This window comes from Micromonospora sp. DT227, from assembly GCF_049841835.1.
In the GTDB taxonomy this organism is placed as follows: Bacteria; Actinomycetota; Actinomycetes; order Mycobacteriales; family Micromonosporaceae; genus Micromonospora.
In genome coordinates this window covers 1,288,977-1,306,707 of record NZ_JBNCLA010000001.1, presented here as the reverse complement: position 1 = coordinate 1,306,707, position 17,731 = coordinate 1,288,977, and the positions used below count along the sequence as shown (strand labels likewise).

Sequence of the window (17,731 nt, the reverse complement as noted above, 5' to 3'; positions counted from 1 at the left end):
GGCTCGCACAGGTAGCCACCATAGGCTCCCGCGCGGGCATCGACGCCTACCTCCGTGCCCAACCTCCTCATCGTCGCGGCACAACGGGCGAACCAAGCCGCACGTCACGACAGCTGACTGGCCCGGTAGCCTCCGATACCGGCAACAGCGGCCAGGAACGCCCGCAACGCAGCCGGAGCACCCAGAAGACCCAACCCACGACAACCGCTAGAGAAGGCAGTATGAAGCGCCCGCCGGGGTGTAGGCGGACGGGATGCCGGGTACCTCGCGCCCCAACCCCGTACCCCTGCTCAGGAGGCCCTTATGACCGTCGTGCTCGCCGTTGTCTGCAGCGACGGGGTGGTGATCGGTGCGGACTCCCAGATCACCGAGAGCGACCGCGGTCTGAGCTTCCCCGCCCAGAAGCTGCACCCGCTGGGATCCTGCGCCGCCTGGGGCGGCAGCGGCGCGCGGGGGGTACTCAACGACCTGCGCCCCCTCCTCCAGGACTCGGCCACCGCCATCCTCGAAGCACCCGACATCGGCGACGAGTTGCAGGAGCGCGTCCTGCCCGTGTTCAAGAAGCACTATGAGAACTACATCCCGGACGTACCCGGCGAGGGCAGCGGCGGCGGGGTGTCGGCGTACCTGCTCGCGGCCGGCTACAGCCAGGGCGGGCCGTGGGTCGTGGAGATCAACCCCAACGGGCTCATCGGCCGCTACGAGGACGTGGGCTTCCACGCCATCGGCTCCGGAGCGCCCATGGCCCAGCAAGCCGGCGCACTGCTGTCCCACTTCCGGATGACCACGCGCACCGTCGAGTACGGCGTGGTGGGCGTGGTACGGGTGCTGGAGGCGCTGGAGCGGACCTCGCCGTCGGTCGGCGGGCCGTTCAGCGTGGCGTGCATCCGCGAGGAGGGTGCCCACCACCTCGACGAGAAGGAGATCGCCAAGGCGCTGAAGGACTGTCAGCGCTGGCGCGACCTCGAACAGGAAACGCTCGACCGGCTGTTCGACTGACGCCGCGGACGACCGGCGACGTAGCGGCTCGTCGGAGACGGCAGAAAAGGCCGTCTCCGACGAGCGGAAACGGCCTTTGAACTGGGGTGGAGCTGAGGGGATTTGAACCCCTGACCCCCTCGATGCGAACGAGGTGCGCTACCAGTCTGCGCCACAGCCCCTCCGCTGGCGAACCAGCGTCGGTCCCACCCGGCTTGCACCGGGCGGGCCGGCACAAGGCTAACAGGTTGCCCACCCACCACGCGAACCACCCCGCCGCCCAGCACGATCTTGGAAAGAAACGGCCCTCAGCGGGGCCCGAATCTTCCAAGATCGCAAACCGGCGGCGGAAGGACAGGCGCGGTCAGGCGCCCCGGCCGGACTGGTACGGGCGACCGCGCAGGCCGCCCGCCCGCCGGTAGGACACCGAGCCGCCGCTCGCAGCCGGCGGCAGGTCCGCCGGCCGGTCCAGGCCCATCGCGGTACGCCGGACCGCCTCCCGCTGGGCGGCCAGCCGGCGCTGTGCCTCCCGCCGGGCCGCCGCGCGCCGGGCCTGCTCGCGGCGCACCTCGGCCTGGCGGGCGGCCAGCCAGGCGGCTTCCCGGGCGTCCGCGCGCCGCCGCCGGCGTTCGGCGAGGGCCCGCTGCCGCAGGTGTACGACGTACGCGACGAGCAGCGCACCGGTGACCGAGACGCTGATCCAGAACCCGGGCCCGACCAGCATCACGCCGACCAGTTCGACCAGGTTGAGCAGCAGCAGCGCGGCGAGCACCCGGCGTCGGCGGTAGACGGCCGGGGTGTGCCGTCGGCGGGTCGGGTGCCGTCGGCGGGACTGCGCGGGGACCGCCGAGACGGGCCGGAGCCGGCCGGAGCGCCGCCGGACGGGGGGCGCGGAGACCGGACGGGCCAGACCGCCCGTGTCGGAGTTCTCACTCAAGGTGACGACGAGGGCGCGGGGCGGATGTACCGGCGCGCGTCCGGGCACGGTGCGTCGACGACGCTGGCGCTGAAGCACCCGCGCCGTCGACTGCGCCCGCTCCGCCACCAGCCGCTCGGTGGCGTCGTACCGGCGGACCAGCGCCGGAGCGAGGGCGAGCAGACCGGCGGCGGCGAGGACGGCGAGGAGCACCGACGTCGGCACCCTCACCCCTCCCGTCACCAAGTTCGGGGCGAGCGCCACACGGCCGCAACTTCTTCCGTCGACTCTCGTTAACGGCGCACATCGTGCGGGCCAGCAGCGCTTGCCACAGCTTGCAGTTACTTGAGGTTACGGGCCGCCAACCCGCTTCACCGTGCGCCGCGCCGGGCGTCACGGCCGGAACGGCTCAGCGCCGGCTGTCACGTACGCGGTGCCACCGCGCCAGCAGACCGCCCTCGGCGGCCACTTCCTCGCCGGTCATCGCGTATCCGATGTGGTCCCGCCAGGCGCCGTCGATGTGCATGTACCGCACGTGGTAGGCCTCCTCGCGGAAGCCGAGCTTCTCCACCACCCGCCGGGACGGGACGTTCTCCGGCCGGATGTTCACCTCGATCCGGTGCAGGCCACCGGGGCCGAACGCGTGGTCCACGGCGAGCGCGACAGCGGTCGGGATCACACCCCGCCCGGCGACCCGCGAGTCCACCCAGTAGCCCACGTACCCGGAGCAGAACGCCCGCCGCACGATGCTGCCCACGTTGAGGTGGCCGACCAGCCGCTCCTGCCCGTCCTCGCGCAGGCAGACCGCGAACGGCATGCCGTCCCCGGTCCGCGCCGACCTCCGCTGGTCGGCATGGACCAGACGGAACGCGGCCGGCGAGTTCGTCGCGTCCCAGCCGCCCGGCACGTGCGACTCCCACGGGGCCAGCCACTCCCGGTTCGCGCGCCGGATCGCCGACCAGGTCACCGCGTCGGACCGCCGGTACGGCCGCAGCACCACCGGACCGTCCACCAGCACCGCCGGCCACCCCGGCGCCCGCCGAAACCTCACCGGCGCCGGTCCAGCAACAACACGTCCACGGTGGAGCCGGCGGCGGCGGTGGTGACCCGCTCGCCGAGCACCAGCAGGCCGTTCGCCTCGGCCAGCCCGGAGAGCGTGTACGGCCCACCGGCCAGCGGCTGCACGGTGTAGCCGCCACCGCGCCGCTCGGCCACGTGCGCGGGGCGGAACTCGCGCAGCCCGCCCGGCGACGAGACGGTCTCCAGCAGGTGCGCGCGCACGCTGGGCCGGAACACCGGCTCGGCGCCGGCCAGCAGTTGGATGGCCGGGCGGGCCAGCACCTCGAAACCGATCAGCGCCGCGCCGGGCTCACCGGGAAGACACACCACCGGCACCTCCTCGGCGCCGACCGTACCGAACCCGAGCGCCGTGCCGGGATAGAGGGCCACCTCTGTGAAGGCCACCGGCCCGGCCCGGCCGCCGTCGCGGCGGGACAGGATGCGGCGGACCATGTCGCCCGGCCCGGTGCCGGTGCCGCCGGTGGTGATGATCAGGTCGGCCCGCAGCGTCTGGTCCTCCAGCAGGCCGCGTAGCGCCTCCGGGTCGTCGTCGCAGATCCCGACCCGGTACGCGAGCCCGCCCGCCTCGGCCGCCGCCGCGGTCAACGCGTGCGAGTTGGTGTCCACCACCTGACCGGGCTGGCTGCCCCGTCCCACGTCGACGAGTTCGTCGCCGGTGGCCACGATGACCACCCGGGGGCTGGGCCGCACCACCACGTGCCCGATGCCGGTGGCGGCGAACACCGCGACCAGGGCCGGTGAGACGTACGCGCCGGCGCGGGCGAGCAGCGTGCCGGCGACGAGTTCCTCACCGGCGCGGCGCAGGCCGTACCCGCGCTTGGGCGCGCGGAAGATCTCCACGGCGGCCATGCCCTGGTCGGTCCACTCCACCGGCACCACCACGTCGGCGCCCACCGGCAGCGGCGCGCCGGCCGCCACCGAGAAGCAGGCGCCGGGGGTGAGCCGGACCGGCCGCCAGCTCGCCGCGCCCAGGTCACCGACCACGTTGAGCCGGATGCTGCGCCCGCCGCGGATACCGGAGGGGGCCGGGACGTAGCCCGGCCCCCGGCTCCCTCCGGAGATGTCCTCCCAGCGCGCGGCGTACCCGTCCACCGCCGCCTGGTCGAAGGCGGGGAACGAGTGCGGGGCGACCACGTCCTCGGCGAGCACGTTGCCGTACGCCTGGGTCAGGTCGAGGTCGAGCGGAGGCAGCGCGCGTAACCTGCGCAGCACGCTGCCCAGGTAGTCGGCGAGCGGCGTCAACTCGTTCGCGGCCGCCTCGGCGTCGGCCGTCGCGGTCATGTATCGGCACCGCCGGACGCGTTGCGCAGCCCGCCCAGGACCGCGTCGGTGACGGTCTCGTCGCCGTTGTTGACGAACTCCGCGAGCCACTTGCGGAACTCGGTGCCGATGTCCTCCCGCTCGGCGGCGATCTGCACCACGGTCTGGAGGTAGCCGAGCGGCATGCCGGTGTCGTAGCGGGTGCCCCGGTAGACGATGGCGTGCACCGGCACCCCTTCGGTGCGCAGCAATTCCATCGCGTCGGTCAGTTGGATCTCGCCGCCGCTGCCCGGCTTCGTCCGCCGGATCGCGTCGAAGATCCGCCCCGGCAGCACGTACCGGCCGAGGACGGCCAGGTTGCTGGGCGCGTCCTCCGGGCTGGGCTTCTCCACCATGCCGGTGACCCTGACGACCTCGGCGATGTCGGCGTACTCCGATTCGGCCGGCTCGACCGAGGCGATGCCGTAACGGCTGGTCTCGGCCGGGTCGACCTCGAAGAACGCGAGCACCACGCCGCCGGTGCGGGCCTGGAGTTCCAGCATGGCCGGCAGCAGCGGCTCGGAGGGCTTGACGAACTCGTCGCCGAGCAGCACCGCGAAGGCGGCCTCACCGACGTGCGACTCGGCGAACCCGACGGCGTGGCCCAGGCCGAGCTGCTCCGGCTGGCGGACCGTGTAGACGGCGGCCAGTTCCTCGGTGCGCTTGACGGCGGCCAGCAGCTCCGGCTTCTTGGCGAGCCGTTCCTCCAGGTCGGGTCGCCGGTCGAAGTGGTCGACCATCGAGGTCTTGCCCCGCCCGGTGATCAGCAGCACGTCGGTGATGCCGGCCTGGGTGGCCTCCTCGACGATGTACTGCAGAACCGGCCGGTCGACGACCGGCAACAGCTCCTTCGGGACCGCCTTGGTGGCCGGCAGGAACCGGGTGGCCAGGCCGGCGGCCGGGATGACGGCCTTGACCGCACGGGAGCGACCGGGGGCCGCTGAGGGGTTCGCTGAGTGCTCCGACATGCCGCGAGACTATCGGCCACGGCTCTGCCGCGGCGGGTGAGGACCGGAAGACGCGCCGCCCTGCGCGGCGCCCGCCGGGTCCGCCGCGCCGGCCCGGGGCAGCCCGTCGGGCGGACTGACGGTGGCGGCCGCCACCGGAATCTCCTGGGTGCGAGCCGGATCTCCGACGGCCACGGGGGCCATCCGGTAGCCGTCCCGCCCGGCCGCCTTGGCCGCGTACAGCGCGTCGTCGGCCGCGTCGAGCACCTGCTGGCCGCCGGCGGCGTGGTCCGGGTAGACGGCGATGCCGATGGAGACCGTCACCGGCACCCGCAGCGGCTCGTCGCCGTGCCCGTCGACCGGCACCGGCTGGTCCCGCACCACCGCCCCGAGCCGCTCGGCGACGATCGTGGCGCCCCGGGCGTCGGTCTCCGGCAGCAGCACCACGAACTCCTCGCCGCCCTGCCGGAACGCCAGGTCCACCTCGCGGATCACGCCGCGTACCCGGCGGGCGAACTCGACCAGCACGGCGTCCCCGGCGGCGTGCCCCCAGGTGTCGTTGACGTGCTTGAACCGGTCCAGGTCGAGCGCGAGCACGCTGAGCATGCGGCCGAACCGGTTCGCCCGTTCCACCTCCCGCCGGATCGACTCGCGCAGGTAGCGGTAGTTCCACAGCCCGGTCAGCGGATCGGTGAGGGAGAGCCGCTGCGCCTCCTCGTGCACCCGGACGTTCTCCACCGCCACCGCCGCGTGCCCGGCGAAGGTCCGCAGCGTGACCAGGTCGTCGTCGTCGAACTCGTGCCCGCCGAGCCGGTCGTAGAGGGCCAGCACGCCGAGCGCCGCGCTGGGCGGCGCGGCCGGGTCGCCGTCCAGCGGCGGATGCCCGGGACGTTCCGGGCCGCGCGGGTCGGGGGCGGCGAACGGCACCGCCACGTACGTCTCGCAGGTCGGCTCCCCGGTCGGCGGGTCCGACGCGGTCCAGCGGCCCCGCACCGGCTCGCCGGTGGCGGCCACCGCGCCGACCACGCCGGTGCCGACCGGCACCCGCAGCGTCGCCGGGTCCGCCGGGTCGTCGGTCGGCCAACGCCCGGCCAGCCCTTCGACGCACTGGCCGACCAGCACGCCGTGACCGTCGAGCAGCAGCACCGCGCCGGCCCGCGCGCCGGTCCCGGCGATCGCGCTGTCCAGGATCACCCGCAGGATGCGTTGCAGGTCGTGCGTGCTGGCCAGCGTGTCGCCGAGCACGACGAGGTGGTTGCGGAGCTGGTCCCGGCTGCTGGTCAGCGCCGCCACGTAGCTGCCGGTCTCGCGCATCATCCGGTTGAACGCGGCGGCCAGCCGCCCGATCTCGTCGCGGCTACGGACCGGCACCCGCGCGGTCAGGTCACCGTGCGCCACCCGGTCCACCGCGCCGGCCAGCTCGACCAGGGGCCGGGTCGTCACCCGGGCCAGTCGCCAGGCGGCCAGCACGGCCAGCAGCGCGGCCAGCGCCACCGCCCCGGCCAGCGCGCCGAACAGAACGGGTGGACGCCGGGCCGGCACCGAGAGCACCAACGGCAGCGGCTGCCCCGGGGACGGCCCGACCCGGCGCACGTACCGCCCGTCGCCGGTCCCGGCCACCCGGTCCCCGACCGCCTGGCCGGCGGCGGCCAGCACCGCTGCGCGTACCCCCGGGTCCTCGGTCGTGTGGGTGATCCGCCCGGGGCCGTCGAGGAGGGTGACGTCGACGCCGGTCACGGCCGCGAGCCGCGCCACGAAGGCCGGGTCGACGGGCTGCGCGGCGACGACCGCGCCCAGGTCGGCGCCGGCCGGGTCGCGGAGCCGGACCTGGACGGCGAGCGCCCCTACCCGGCCGGCCGGCGCGCCGGCGCAGTCCTGCCACGGGCCGGCCGGCCCACCGGCGCTGGCGTAGGTGGTCCGGCCGGCGGCGTCGGCGATCACGACGGCGGTGGCCAGCCCCCGGCCGACCACCTGGTCGGCGGCGCGCGACCGAGCGACCGGGTCGGCCACCAGCGCGACCGCGTCGGCCGCCGCGCGCAGTTGCTGGCAGAGCGCGTCGACCGAGGTACGCACACCGGCCGCGGCCAGGCCCAGGCGCTCGGTGGCGCGGCTGCGGTCGACCGCGCTGAGGGTGGCGCCGACGAAGAACGCGCCGAGCAGGACGGGGCCGAGGACCACCACGAGGAAGGCCACCGTCAACCGCCCGCGTAGCGTCAAAAGCCTTCCCCCCGGAAGTTCCGCGCCCTTTGGTGCGATGCTGACACAGAGCGACCGGTAGGCAAGCGTTGCGTCAGGAGTGTTGCGTGCCGGATTTTTCGGATGAGGTGCACGAGGCGAAGCGGGAACTGCGCGTCGCGCTGCTCGCCGCCCGCCGGTCGCTGTCCGCGCCGCGCCGCGCCGAGGCGGCGGCGTCCGTCCAGGCCGAGCTGACCGCCCTGGTACGCCGGCTGCGCCCGGCCCGGATGACCGCGTACGTGCCGGTCGCCTCCGAGCCCGGCGGGGACGACCTGCCGGAGGTGCTACGGGCCGCGCTGCCGCCCGGGGCGGAGCTGTTGCTGCCGGTGCTCCGGGACGACCTGGACCTGGACTGGGCCGCCTACACCGGGCGGGAGTCGCTGCGCGCCGCCGGTCGAGGGCTGCGTGAGCCGACCGGGCCGCCGTGGGGCCGGACCGCCGTGGCCGGCGCGGACCTGGTGGTGGTGCCCGCGTTGGCGGTGGACCGCCGGGGCGTCCGGCTGGGCCGGGGCGGCGGCTCGTACGACCGCGCGCTGGCCCGGGTGCCCGCCACCGTGCCGACGGTGGCGCTGCTGCACGACGGGGAGCTGGTCACGGCCGTGCCCGCCGATCCGCACGACCGGCCGGTGCACTGCGTGATCACGCCCGGGGACGGGCTGGTGGCGGTGCCGGATGTGGGACCGGGCGCTTCCGCTGGACGAATCCGGGTGCGATGACGCACCATTGGCACTCGAAGACCACGAGTGCCAGACCGGCCGTGCCAGAGATCCGGAGGAGAACGTGCCCACGTACCAGTACGCCTGCACCGCGTGCGGCCACCAGCTCGAGGCGGTGCAGTCCTTCTCGGACGAGCCGCTGACCGAGTGCCCGGCGTGTGAGGGGCGGCTGCGCAAGCTCTTCAACTCGGTCGGCATCGTGTTCAAGGGCTCCGGCTTCTACCGGACGGATTCCCGTTCGTCCGGTTCCGACAGCGCGTCGAGCCCCACGAGCAAGCCGGGGAAGTCCGACTCGTCCTCGTCCGAATCCTCCTCGTCCGGTTCGTCCTCGGGCTCGGGCTCGTCCTCCGGGTCGGGCTCCGGCTCGTCCGGCTCGGGGTCCGGCTCTTCCGGGTCGGGCTCCGGCCCTTCCGGGTCGGGCTCGTCCGGCTCAGGCTCCGGCTCGGCCAGCAAGGCGCCGGCGGCCTCCAGCTCCTCCTGATCGCGCGCTGACCCGACGTGGCCGTCCCCGTCCCGGGGGCGGCCACTTCCGTGCCCGCCGTCGCCGGTTGTCCACAGGGCGGCCCGGGTTGTCCACAGGCGTGGTCGACGGGGCGACGCGGCGGTACCGGGCGCGCCTAGCCTGCTGGCGGAACGGTCGGCCGGCGGGCGGGAGGCAGCGGTGACGGGTCGGGAGGCGACGTTACGGCCGGTGCGTTGGCGCGGGCTGCCCCGACGCCGCACGCTGGTGCGGGTGACGCTGATCGCGGTGCTGCTGGGGCTGGCCGCGGCGGTGCTCCGAACGCCGGCCGGCTGTCCGCCGGGGCCACCGCCGCCCGGGTCGGCTCCGTCCGGGTCGGCTCCGCCCGGGTCGTCCGCGGGCACCGGCGTCACGGCGTCCGCCGACGTACCGTCCGCCGGCCCGCCGCCGCTACCCGACGGGTCGGTAGGCGTGCCGATCCGGCTGGCCGAACCGGCCGCGCTCGCGGTGCTGCGTCCTGGCGCCCGGGTCGACCTGCTGGTGGTGCCCGCCGGCGGCTCACCGGACCCCACGCTGCTCGCCCCGCGCGCGCTGGTGCTCGACGTGGTGGGGGCCGGCGGGGCGGTCGACGGCTCGTCCGCGCTCTACCTGGCTCTGCCGCCCGAGCAGGCCCGGCGCGCGGTCGGACTGCCCGAGGGCAGCCGCTTCGCCGTGGTGGTCCGCAGCTGACCACCGCCGCCCGGACCAGCCCGCGCCGCCCGGCAGGGGTCAGCCCCAGTGCGGAGGACGCTCGGCGAGCAGCCAGTCGTCGCCGCCGCCGGGCCGCTCGCCCCAGCCGTGGTCGGTGTCGTCGGTGGTCTGCTCGGGCAGCACCACGAGATCGTCGCTGAGGTCGACCACGCGGTCGTCGTCGCCGCGCGGGACGCGGATGCCGGGTTCGGTCACGAGCAGCAACGATACCGCCGCCGGGCGGGCCACCCCGCCCCTCGGTGACCCCGCCCGCAAATTTACGGAAAGAGGGGTCATTACGCGCCCGATAGCCACGCTTTCCGTGAATCAGCGGGCTGGACGGGGTGTGTGGGGTGCGGCGTGGGTGGGTCGGGCTTCGCCGCGTCGGGCGGCCGGTCGGCCGCGGCGTTGGTAGCGTCGGTCGGCGTGACGACGCCGAGTGGTGGCAGCACCGACGACGAGACCTGGCGACGCCCCGAGCAGCCGGCCGCCCCGGACGGGACACCGCCCGACGACCAGCCCGCTGACCATCCGCCAGCCGGGGTGAGCCCCGAAACGCCCTCAGAGGCAGATCCCACCGTCGACGCCGACCCGGCCGCTGCCGACCTGACCGATGCCGATCACCCCGGGAGAACGGACGCGGACCTTCCACCCGGCACCGCTGCCATCGACCGCCCGACAACCGGCACCGGCGACGGTCCGGACACTGGATCGACCGAACAGCCCACGATCGCGGCCGGCACGGCCACGTGGTCCGCCACCGGGACGGACCCGGTCGAGCGCTCCACCGCCGGGACGGACCCGGTCGAGCACTCCGCCACCGGGACGGACCCGATCGGACGCTCCGCCACCGAGGCCGGCAGGGCCGAGCCACGCACCGGACCGCATACGGCCGAATCGCACACCGCCGAACCGCACACGGCCGAATCGCACGGGACCGAATCGCAGGCCGCCGGGCCGCACACCGTCGGGACGCACGGGACCGAGCCCTCAGCCGGTGGGGCCGGCGTGGTCGAGGGGGCCGCCAGCCCGTGGTCGCGCGCGGGTGCGGCGGAAAGCCCGTGGGCCAGGCCGGACCCGGCCGCACCGACCGGTGGCTGGACCGCGACCGGCGGCGAGTGGCCCGGCACGCCCGGGACCGCCGTCGAGCCGGCAACCGGCGGGTATGCGGGTGGGCCGGCAACCGGCGGGTACCTCGGCGGGCCGCCCAACGTCGGCGGGCCGGCAACCGCCGGGTACGCCGGGCCGCCGCCGAGCACGCCGCCGCCCCCCGGCTGGCGACCGCCGGTGCATGTGCGGACGCCACCGCCCCGGCAGCTCCCGCCGCAGGACATGGCTGCCATGGACCGCTCGGAGCAGCGCGCCCAACAGCTCACCTACGGCATCGGCGCGGTCGTCGGCGTGGTGCTGGTGCTGCTGATGTGCCTGCTCTGCTCGCGGTTGCTGTTCTAGCGTCGGTGTCGGTGTCGGTGTCGGTGTCGAGGTCGTTCAACGCTGAAGCGCCGGCTGCCGTGTTCCGGCGTGTCGGGGCCGGCGACACTGAAGTGCGTGAAGCGATATACCTCAGAGTCATATTTATGACTCTGAGGTATATCGCTTCACACTTGATAGTTCCTTCGCCGGAAGTCACGCACGGTAACTGGCGGCAAGGTGCAGCCCGTAGCGGTCAGACGATGCCGTCCCACACCATCTTGGCGCCGCTGTCACCGGTCAGGTAGACGTAGACCAGCGCGAACACGGCGAGCACGGCGGCCACGGCGGTGAGCGCCAGCGGCAGCCAGCGGGGCAGGTTCCGGGCCCGGGCGAGGCCCGCGGTGGACAGCAGCAGCAGGAGCGCCACCACGGCCAGGCCGAGCGTGAACCAGAGCAGCGTCTCGCCGTACTCGGCATGCTCGTGGATCTTCTGAAGGCCCTCGGGCGGGTAGCCCCGCGACCGCAGCGCCTCCTCCAACTCCTCGCCCGACTCGGTCGCCACCCAGGCCACGATCGGGGTGACCACGGCCAGCGCCGCCACCGCCCAGTCCAGTCGGGGCCGCCAGCGGGGCAGCACGCCGTACGCGACGGTGAGCACGGCCAGCAGCGGCACCAGCACCACCACGGCGTGGATGACCAGAACGTGGCCCGGGAGGCCGTTGATTTCCCTGAACACCGACACCTCCGGCGAGTGGACGGATTCGCGCGGTCAGCGTACGACGCGGTGCCGCCGCACACCTGCTCACACGCACGGGTCGCCGCGCCGGTTCACGCGACGGCCGGGACCGGCGTGGTGGAACGCTCACTTGTCGGCCCGGCCGGCTCCGTGCTGTCATGAGCGCATGGCCACGGGTGAGGAACTGCTCCGATCGCGAGGGCTGCGGGTCACCCGGCCGCGGCTGGCCGTGCTGGCCGTGCTCGCCGACGGCGGTCACCTGGAGGTCGACGAGATCACCCGGCGGGTCCGCGAACGGCTCGACTCGGTCTCCACCCAGGCGGTCTACGACGTGCTGGGCGCGCTCTCCCGCGCCGGCCTGTCCCGGCGGATCGAACCGGCCGGCAGTCCCGCCCGGTACGAGGCCCGCGTGGGCGACAACCACCACCACGTGGTGTGCCGTGGCTGCGGCGTGATCGCCGATGTCGACTGCGCGGTCGGCAGCGCTCCCTGCCTGGACCCGAACGAGGCCCACGGCTTCCAGCTCGACGAGGCGGAAGTGACGTTCTGGGGTCTCTGCCCGGCCTGCCAGTCCCGTCGTTCCGCCGACGACTGAGCCAGCCCGGCCGGACCGGTCCGACCGGCGTGGCACTCTTGATCGGTGGACACCGACGACCTCGGCCTGTTCGGTCCGGGATCGGTCACGTGGAAGGTGCACGAGGAACCGATCCTGATCGTCGCCGGCCTGCGCTCGCTCTACCTGCAGGCGTTGCACCCACGCGCGATGGCGGGCGTCGCGCAGAACAGCAACTACCGCGCCGACGCGTGGGGCCGGCTGGTCCGGACCTCGACCTACGTGACGACGACGATCTACGGCACCACCGCCGAGGCGGAGGCGGCCGGCCGGCGACTGCGGACACTGCACGCCCGGATGCGCGCCACCGACCCGGTCACCGGCGAGGAGTTCCGCGTCGACGAGCCGGACCTGCTGCTGTGGGTGCACGTCACCGAGGTCGAGTCGTTCGTGAGCACCGCCCGCCGGGCCGGGCTCGCGCTGACCGACGACGAGGTGGACGGCTACTACACCGAGCAGCGCCGGGCTGCGGCCCTGGTCGGCCTGGACCCGGCCGGGGTGCCGGGCACCGCCGCCGAGATCGAGGCCTACTACCGGGACGTACGCCCGGAGCTGCGGATGACCCGCGAGGCGGCCGAGACCGCGCTGTTCCTGACCGCTCCGCCGATCCCCTGGAAGCTCAGCCTGCCGGCGCGGCTCGGCCTGAACCTCGGCCCGCCGCGCTGGGCGTACCTCGGGGTGGCCGGCACCGCGTTGGGTCTGCTACCGCCCTGGGCGCTGCGGCTCTACGGCGGGCTGGGCCTGCCCACCACCGCACTGTCGGCGGAGGTGGGTGTGCGGGCGTTGCGGCTGGCGCTGGCGGCGGTGCCGCGGCGCTATCGGGAGGGTCCGTTGCAGCAGGCCGCCAAGGAACGCGCCGCCCGCCTCGCGGCGGCCTGAGTCGGCGGCCTGAGTCGGCGGCCTGAGTCGGCGGCTGCGGCGGCCGGCAGCGGCGACAGCGCGGGTGCCGATGAGGGCTGCGGCAGCGGGTGCCGGTTTCAGCCGGCGTCGGCGGTGGGCTGCGCGGGGCGGTCGACGGCGGACCACGGCTCCTTGCCGGGGACCTGCGCGCCGGTGGGGCAGGTGCGCCGGTAGTCGCACCAGCCGCAGCGCGGCCCCGCCTCGGTGGGGAACGCCTCGTCGGGGTCGGCCCCGTCGGCGACCGCCCGCTCGGCGGCCATGATGTCGCGGGCGGTGTCCTCCGCGCGGGTGAGCTGCCGGTGCAGCGACTCCGGGGTGTGCTCGTGCGCGGCGACCGTGCCGGTGGGCAGGTGGTGCAGCTCGACCCGGCGGCACGGCCGCCGGAACACCCGCTCGGCCGCGTACGCGTAGAGCGCGAGCGCCTGCGAGCCGCGCGCGTCGTCGGCGTCGAGCCCGGTGCGGCCGGTCTTGTAGTCGACGATGACCAGCTCGGGTCGCCCGTCGGGGCCGGGGCGGGAGTCGATCCGGTCGGTGCGGCCGTTGAAGGCGAGCACCGCGGTCTTCACCGCCACCACCCGCTCCACCCCGACCGGCTCGTCGGCCGGGTCGAGGCCCGCCACGTAGGACTCCAGCCAGGTCAGCGCCCGCCGGAACGCGTCGCGCTCCTGCTCGTCGTCACGGTAGCCCTCGCGCACCCAGGTGCCCTTGAGCAGCGTGCCGAGCACCTCGGGGTGGCGGCGGTCGGGGGCCAACGCATACCAGTTCTTGAGCGCGGTGTGGACGCTGGCGCCGAGCGAGTTGTGCGCCCACGGCGGCCCCTTCGGCGGGGCGGGCCGGTCCACGTACGCGTAGCGGTAGCGCCGGGGGCAGTCGGCGTAGGCGCCGAGTTTGCTGGGTGTGCAGACGAAGAGCCGTTCCGGCATGCCCTCGAAGCCGAGCTGCTCGGCCTGCTCGGCGCGGGGCCGGGGCGCCCGGCCGCCGGCGGGTCGGCTGCTCGACGCGGGGCGGCCGGTCGATGGGGGTCGTCGCACGCCTGCGATCCTGCCACCCGGGTCCGACAGCGGACGACAGGCTCAGGCGTTGTTGACGTATTCGGTCACGAACGCGGCGATCGCGTCCGCGATGAGCTGCACCGCGATGGCGGCCAGCAGCAGGCCGGCGATCCGGGTGAGCACCTCGATGCCGCCCGGACGGAGCACCTTGACGATCCCGCCGGAGAAGCGCAGCACCACCCAGACCGCGACCATCACCGCGACGATGGCCAGCGCGATGGCGACGTAGTCGGTGACGCCGCCGGCCTGCTGCACGAACAGCATGGTGGCCACGATCGCGCCCGGCCCGGCCAGCAGCGGGGTGCCCAACGGCACCAGCGCGATGTTGGAGGTGACCTGCTGGCTCGGGTCGTCCGCCTTGCCGGTCAGCAGCTCCAACGCGACGAGTATCAGCAGCAGCCCGCCGGCGGCCTGCAACGCGGGCAGGTCGACGTGCAGGTAGGCCAGGATCGTCTGCCCCGCCACCGCGAAGATCACGATGACCCCGAGCGCCAGCGCCACGGCCTGCCAGGCGGCCCGGTTCCGGTCGCGGGCGGGCAGCGGCCCGGTGAGCGCGAGGAAGATGGGCATCATTCCGGGCGGGTCGACGATCACCAGCAGGGTCACGAAGACCTCGCCGAAGAGCTTGAGATCCACGCGGACACGGTAGCCGTGCCGCCGGAACGCTTCAGCCTGAAGCGACCGGGGTCACCCCCCGGGCCAGCGCGACGATCCGCTCGTACGCCTCGGGGGCGGTGGTGTACGCGCCGAGCCGGACCGTCTTGTGCGTGCCGTGGAAGTCCGACGCGCCGGTGACCAGCAGCCCCAGCTCGGCGGCGAGCCGGCGGACGTGCTCCCGTTCGGCCGGGCTGTGGTCCTCGTGGTCGGCCTCCAGGCCGGCCAGTCCGGCCGCCGCCAACGCCGCGATCAGCTCGTCGGGCACGATCCGGCCGCGCCGACTGGCCCTCGGGTGGGCGAAGACGGGCACCCCGCCGGCGGCCCGGACCAGCGCGACCGCCCGGAACACGTCGATGTCGTCCTTGGGCAGGCGGTACCGCTCCCCCAGCCAGTCCCTGCCGAACGCCTCGGTGGTGGTGGCGACCAGGCCGGCCCGGATCAGCGCCTGTGCGATGTGCGGTCGGCCGACCGTTCCGCCGGCCGCCCCGGCCAGGATCTCCGACCAGCTCACCGGGATGCCGTCGGCCTGGAGCAGCCGGACGATCCGCTCGCCGCGTTCCTCGCGGGCCCGCCGGACCCGGGCCAGTTCGGCGGCCAGCTCCGGCTCGGCCGGGTCGAAGAGGTACGCGAGCAGGTGCAGCGGGAGCGCCGGCTCGGTGCCGGACCAGCGGCAGGAGAGTTCCGCACCGCGGACCAGGGTGAGGCCGGCCGGCAGGGCGGCGACGGCCGCCGCCCAGCCGGCCGTGGTGTCGTGGTCGGTCAGGGCCACCACGTCGAGCCCGGCGTCGGCGGCGGCCCGGACGAGTTCGGCCGGGCCGAGCGTGCCGTCGCTGGCGGTGGAGTGGGTGTGCAGGTCGATGCGGGCGGGAACGCTCACCGGCCCGACGCTACGCCCCGTCGGGCAGCGCGGGGGTGTCGGCCACCACCACCGGCCGTTGCCCGGGCGCCATCCCGTCGATCGTGGACGGGGTCGGGCGTTCGCCGGCCAGCACCCGTTCCGGCCGGACCCGGACCAGCCCGCCGGCGGCGTCCACGTGCAACGCGACACCGGCCCGGGTCCAGGCCACCGGGCCGACCAGCTTCGGGCCGGCCGGGTGGGTCGCCGGCGCGGCGGCCGGGTCGGCCAGGTCGATCAGCAGGGCGGTACGCCCGGTGCCGTTCGCCAGCAGCCACCGCCCGTCCGGCGAGACGGCGCCGAGCCCGTCGGCGGTCAGCTCGGCGACGCAGCCGGTCCGGGTCGGGGTGAGACCGCGGGCCGGGTCGAGCAGTGCCACGCAGGGCCGCTGCGCCGGCCCGGTGGTGACCAGGGCGACGAGCCGGCCGTCCGGACGGGTGCCGTAGACGACGCGGACGTTCGGGTTCACGGTGCCCGGCACGCCGCCCATCGCCCGCCGCCAGACGCTCATGCCACCCTGGCCGGGCTGGGCGATCAGCACGTCGTCGCCGGTGAAGCCGACCGGCACGACGCCGGTCGGCGCGCTCACCCGGCTGGGCGCGATGAGCTGGCCGGCGACCACGCTGGCGGCGACCACGTCCGGGCCGTCCCGCCAGGCCACCTGCCGGCCGTCCGCGGAGACCGCGACCGCGTCCGCGGCGGCGAGCATCACCTGCGGCGTGCCCCCGTCGGCCGACACCCACCAGAGGGTACGGCCGGCGGCGGTGGCGGCCGAGGTGAGCAGCCAGCCCTCCCCGTCGTGGATCCGCTGCGCCCGTTCGACTCCGTCCACGCCGGTCAGCTCCCGGCGCTGGCCGCCGCTGGTGTCGAGCTGGCCACCGACGAGCAGGTCGAGTTCGGCGCGGACCGGGCCCGGCCGGTACACCGGCGTCGGCTCGCTGGGCAGCGGGGAGAGGGAGAGCCCGGGCGGGTCGCCGAGCACCACGGTCGGCGTGCCGCCGCGCCCGTCCGGCCCGCTGAGCTGCACCATGCCGGTGGTGACCAGCACCGTCGCCGCGCCGGCCAGGGCCAGGCCGGTGAGCGTCCGGCGGCGCCCGGCGCGGCGGGCCCGGCGCAGCACCTCCCCCGCCGGGTCGGCGCGGCGCGGCGCGGGCGTGTCGACCCGGCGGGAGAACGTCTCCCGCAGCGCCCGTTCCAGCTCGGCCTCGCCCACGGGGAGTGGACGCTCCGGGCTGCTGGTTCGGTTGTCACCGGAGGGCCGGACGCCGCTCATCGGGTCTCCGCCGGGATCGGAGTGGCGGGGCGGACCGGGGCCGGCGCGGTCGCCGCCGTCGGCGCGGCGGGTTCCCGCGTGGACCCGGCCGGAAGTCGCGGCGTCGACGTCTCGACGGATGACGGCGCGGACCCGGCCGGACGGCGAGCGGGTCGGGAGGCGGCCGGCTGCCGGGCCGACCCGGCCGGAAGGCGGGACGTCGGCGGCACGACGGGCTGCCGGGCCGCCGGCGCGCGCCCGACCCGCGGACCGGCCGGGGCCGGTAGGACGCGGGGTGTCGTGGGGGCCGGGGCGGGTGCCGGGGCCGGCTCGCCCGGCAGGCCCAGGGCGGCCTCCGAGCCGAGGCGGCGGCGCAGCGTGTTCAACGCCCGGGAGGTCTGACTCTTGACCGTGCCCGGGGAGATCTCCAGCAGGGCGGCCGTCTGCGCCTCCGACATGTCCTCGTAGAAGCGGAGCACCAACACGGCCCGCTGGCGGGCGGGCAACGCCTGGAGGTGCCGCCAGAGCGCATCCCGGTCGAGTTGGTGTTCGATCTCGTCGACGCCGGCCCGCTCGGGCAGCACCTCGGTCGGCCGTTCCCCGTGCCAGCGGCGACGCCACCAACTGGTCGACGTGTTGACCAGGACCCGGCGGGCGTACGGCTCGATGGCGTCGATCCCGCCGAGCCGCTTCCAGGCCAGGTAGGTCTTGGTCAGCGCGGTCTGGAGCAGGTCCTCGGCGGTCGCCCAGTCACCGGCCAGCAGATAGGCGGTACGCAGCAGGGCGCCGGACCGGGCCGCGACGAACTCGCGGAACTCCTCCTCCAGCGGATCCCTGCTCGCCACGCCCACCT

Annotated in this window: 18 protein-coding genes, 1 tRNA gene and 1 pseudogene; 6 read left to right on the top strand and 14 right to left on the bottom strand. The window is 75.1% G+C overall.

From position 1 onward, the window contains the following. The first annotated feature begins 303 nt into the window (after positions 1 to 303). The gene (locus ACLQ2W_RS06840; RefSeq protein WP_107157124.1) at positions 304 to 999 is read left to right on the top strand and encodes a proteasome protein; all 696 of its coding nucleotides are present in this window, start codon (positions 304 to 306) and stop codon (positions 997 to 999) included. A gap of 87 nt (positions 1,000 to 1,086) precedes the next feature. Here the strand turns inward: ACLQ2W_RS06840 and ACLQ2W_RS06835 are convergent. The 6 genes from ACLQ2W_RS06835 to ACLQ2W_RS06810 form a co-directional block, all read right to left on the bottom strand. Next, positions 1,087 to 1,160: transfer RNA gene (locus tag ACLQ2W_RS06835), tRNA-Ala, on the bottom strand. A 182-nt stretch (positions 1,161 to 1,342) separates the two neighbouring features. Beyond that, the gene (locus ACLQ2W_RS06830) at positions 1,343 to 2,125 is read right to left on the bottom strand and encodes a hypothetical protein (RefSeq protein ID WP_425785672.1); all 783 of its coding nucleotides are present in this window, start codon (positions 2,123 to 2,125) and stop codon (positions 1,343 to 1,345) included. Between the two features lie 178 nt (positions 2,126 to 2,303). Continuing rightward, on the bottom strand, positions 2,304 to 2,945 hold the full coding sequence (locus tag ACLQ2W_RS06825) for a GNAT family N-acetyltransferase (protein ID WP_425785671.1): 642 nt from the start codon (positions 2,943 to 2,945) through the stop codon (positions 2,304 to 2,306). Next, positions 2,942 to 4,255, bottom strand: a complete 1,314-nt coding sequence (gene glp, locus ACLQ2W_RS06820) for a molybdopterin molybdotransferase MoeA (RefSeq protein ID WP_107157119.1) — start codon at positions 4,253 to 4,255, stop codon at positions 2,942 to 2,944. Before glp ends, ACLQ2W_RS06825 begins: the two co-directional genes overlap by 4 nt. After that, entirely contained in the window at positions 4,252 to 5,241 is a 990-nt protein-coding gene (locus tag ACLQ2W_RS06815) for a UTP--glucose-1-phosphate uridylyltransferase (RefSeq protein WP_425785670.1), read from the bottom strand. The genes glp and ACLQ2W_RS06815 overlap by 4 nt, the downstream gene beginning before the upstream one ends. A 9-nt stretch (positions 5,242 to 5,250) precedes the next feature. After that, a complete protein-coding gene (locus ACLQ2W_RS06810; protein WP_425785669.1) occupies positions 5,251 to 7,437 on the bottom strand; it encodes a diguanylate cyclase in 2,187 nt (728 codons plus the stop codon). A gap of 86 nt (positions 7,438 to 7,523) precedes the next feature. Here ACLQ2W_RS06810 and ACLQ2W_RS06805 point away from each other — a divergent pair, with 86 nt between their 5' ends. Both ACLQ2W_RS06805 and ACLQ2W_RS06800 read left to right on the top strand, forming a co-directional pair. Further along, positions 7,524 to 8,171: a 5-formyltetrahydrofolate cyclo-ligase gene (locus ACLQ2W_RS06805; protein ID WP_405092312.1), complete on the top strand. Its 648-nt coding sequence runs from the start codon at positions 7,524 to 7,526 to the stop codon at positions 8,169 to 8,171. Then, a pseudogene (locus tag ACLQ2W_RS06800) lies at positions 8,128 to 8,376 on the top strand (FmdB family zinc ribbon protein); the annotation flags it as partial. The gene ACLQ2W_RS06805 and the pseudogene ACLQ2W_RS06800, both read left to right, overlap by 44 nt. A 14-nt stretch (positions 8,377 to 8,390) precedes the next feature. On the opposite strand, the gene ACLQ2W_RS06795 reads toward ACLQ2W_RS06800, so the two are convergent. Further along, positions 8,391 to 8,624 (bottom strand): hypothetical protein, encoded by a 234-nt coding sequence (locus ACLQ2W_RS06795; RefSeq protein ID WP_425786044.1) that lies wholly within the window; start codon positions 8,622 to 8,624, stop codon positions 8,391 to 8,393. 208 nt (positions 8,625 to 8,832) lie between these two features. On the opposite strand from ACLQ2W_RS06795, the gene ACLQ2W_RS06790 reads away from it, so the two are divergent. Further along, entirely contained in the window at positions 8,833 to 9,360 is a 528-nt protein-coding gene (locus ACLQ2W_RS06790; protein ID WP_425785668.1) for a flagellar biosynthesis protein FlgA, read from the top strand. 39 nt (positions 9,361 to 9,399) lie between these two features. Here ACLQ2W_RS06790 and ACLQ2W_RS06785 read toward each other — a convergent pair whose 3' ends face one another. Then, entirely contained in the window at positions 9,400 to 9,576 is a 177-nt protein-coding gene (locus ACLQ2W_RS06785; RefSeq protein WP_425785667.1) for a hypothetical protein, read from the bottom strand. Between the two features lie 1,450 nt (positions 9,577 to 11,026). Then, entirely contained in the window at positions 11,027 to 11,509 is a 483-nt protein-coding gene (locus ACLQ2W_RS06780) for a DUF2231 domain-containing protein (protein WP_425785666.1), read from the bottom strand. A 166-nt stretch (positions 11,510 to 11,675) separates the two neighbouring features. Between ACLQ2W_RS06780 and ACLQ2W_RS06775 the strand changes: the two genes are divergently transcribed. Both ACLQ2W_RS06775 and ACLQ2W_RS06770 read left to right on the top strand, forming a co-directional pair. Beyond that, entirely contained in the window at positions 11,676 to 12,104 is a 429-nt protein-coding gene (locus ACLQ2W_RS06775) for a Fur family transcriptional regulator (protein WP_281943076.1), read from the top strand. 45 nt (positions 12,105 to 12,149) lie between these two features. After that, positions 12,150 to 13,001, top strand: coding sequence for an oxygenase MpaB family protein (locus ACLQ2W_RS06770; RefSeq protein WP_425785665.1), 852 nt, complete (start codon positions 12,150 to 12,152; stop codon positions 12,999 to 13,001). A 98-nt stretch (positions 13,002 to 13,099) separates the two neighbouring features. On the opposite strand, the gene ACLQ2W_RS06765 is transcribed toward ACLQ2W_RS06770, so the two are convergent. The 5 genes from ACLQ2W_RS06765 to ACLQ2W_RS06745 are packed head-to-tail and all read right to left on the bottom strand — an operon-like array spanning position 13,100 to position 17,723. Further along, the gene (locus ACLQ2W_RS06765; RefSeq protein WP_425785664.1) at positions 13,100 to 14,053 is read right to left on the bottom strand and encodes a RecB family exonuclease; all 954 of its coding nucleotides are present in this window, start codon (positions 14,051 to 14,053) and stop codon (positions 13,100 to 13,102) included. Positions 14,054 to 14,095: 42 nt separating this feature from the next. Then, the gene (locus ACLQ2W_RS06760; RefSeq protein WP_343443615.1) at positions 14,096 to 14,710 is read right to left on the bottom strand and encodes a MarC family protein; all 615 of its coding nucleotides are present in this window, start codon (positions 14,708 to 14,710) and stop codon (positions 14,096 to 14,098) included. 31 nt (positions 14,711 to 14,741) lie between these two features. Further along, on the bottom strand, positions 14,742 to 15,608 hold the full coding sequence (locus tag ACLQ2W_RS06755) for a PHP domain-containing protein (RefSeq protein ID WP_425785663.1): 867 nt from the start codon (positions 15,606 to 15,608) through the stop codon (positions 14,742 to 14,744). A gap of 10 nt (positions 15,609 to 15,618) precedes the next feature. Beyond that, positions 15,619 to 16,899 carry a hypothetical protein gene (locus ACLQ2W_RS06750; RefSeq protein ID WP_425785662.1) on the bottom strand — a complete coding sequence of 427 codons (1,281 nt, stop codon included), beginning with the start codon at positions 16,897 to 16,899 and terminating at the stop codon, positions 15,619 to 15,621. Further along, positions 16,896 to 17,723, bottom strand: coding sequence for a SigE family RNA polymerase sigma factor (locus tag ACLQ2W_RS06745; RefSeq protein WP_425785661.1), 828 nt, complete (start codon positions 17,721 to 17,723; stop codon positions 16,896 to 16,898). The genes ACLQ2W_RS06750 and ACLQ2W_RS06745 overlap by 4 nt, the downstream gene beginning before the upstream one ends. Between the last annotated feature and the right edge of the window lie 8 nt (positions 17,724 to 17,731).

Excerpts from the sequence above, each read along its gene's own strand:
- ACLQ2W_RS06840 (WP_107157124.1), top strand. The coding sequence starts at position 304 with ATGACCGTCGTGCTCGCCGTTGTCTGCAGCGACGGGGTGGTGATCGGT.
- glp (WP_107157119.1), bottom strand. The coding sequence starts at position 4,255 with ATGACCGCGACGGCCGACGCCGAGGCGGCCGCGAACGAGTTGACGCCG.
- ACLQ2W_RS06815 (WP_425785670.1), bottom strand. The coding sequence starts at position 5,241 with ATGTCGGAGCACTCAGCGAACCCCTCAGCGGCCCCCGGTCGCTCCCGT.
- ACLQ2W_RS06775 (WP_281943076.1), top strand. The coding sequence starts at position 11,676 with ATGGCCACGGGTGAGGAACTGCTCCGATCGCGAGGGCTGCGGGTCACC.
- ACLQ2W_RS06750 (WP_425785662.1), bottom strand. The coding sequence starts at position 16,899 with ATGAGCGGCGTCCGGCCCTCCGGTGACAACCGAACCAGCAGCCCGGAG.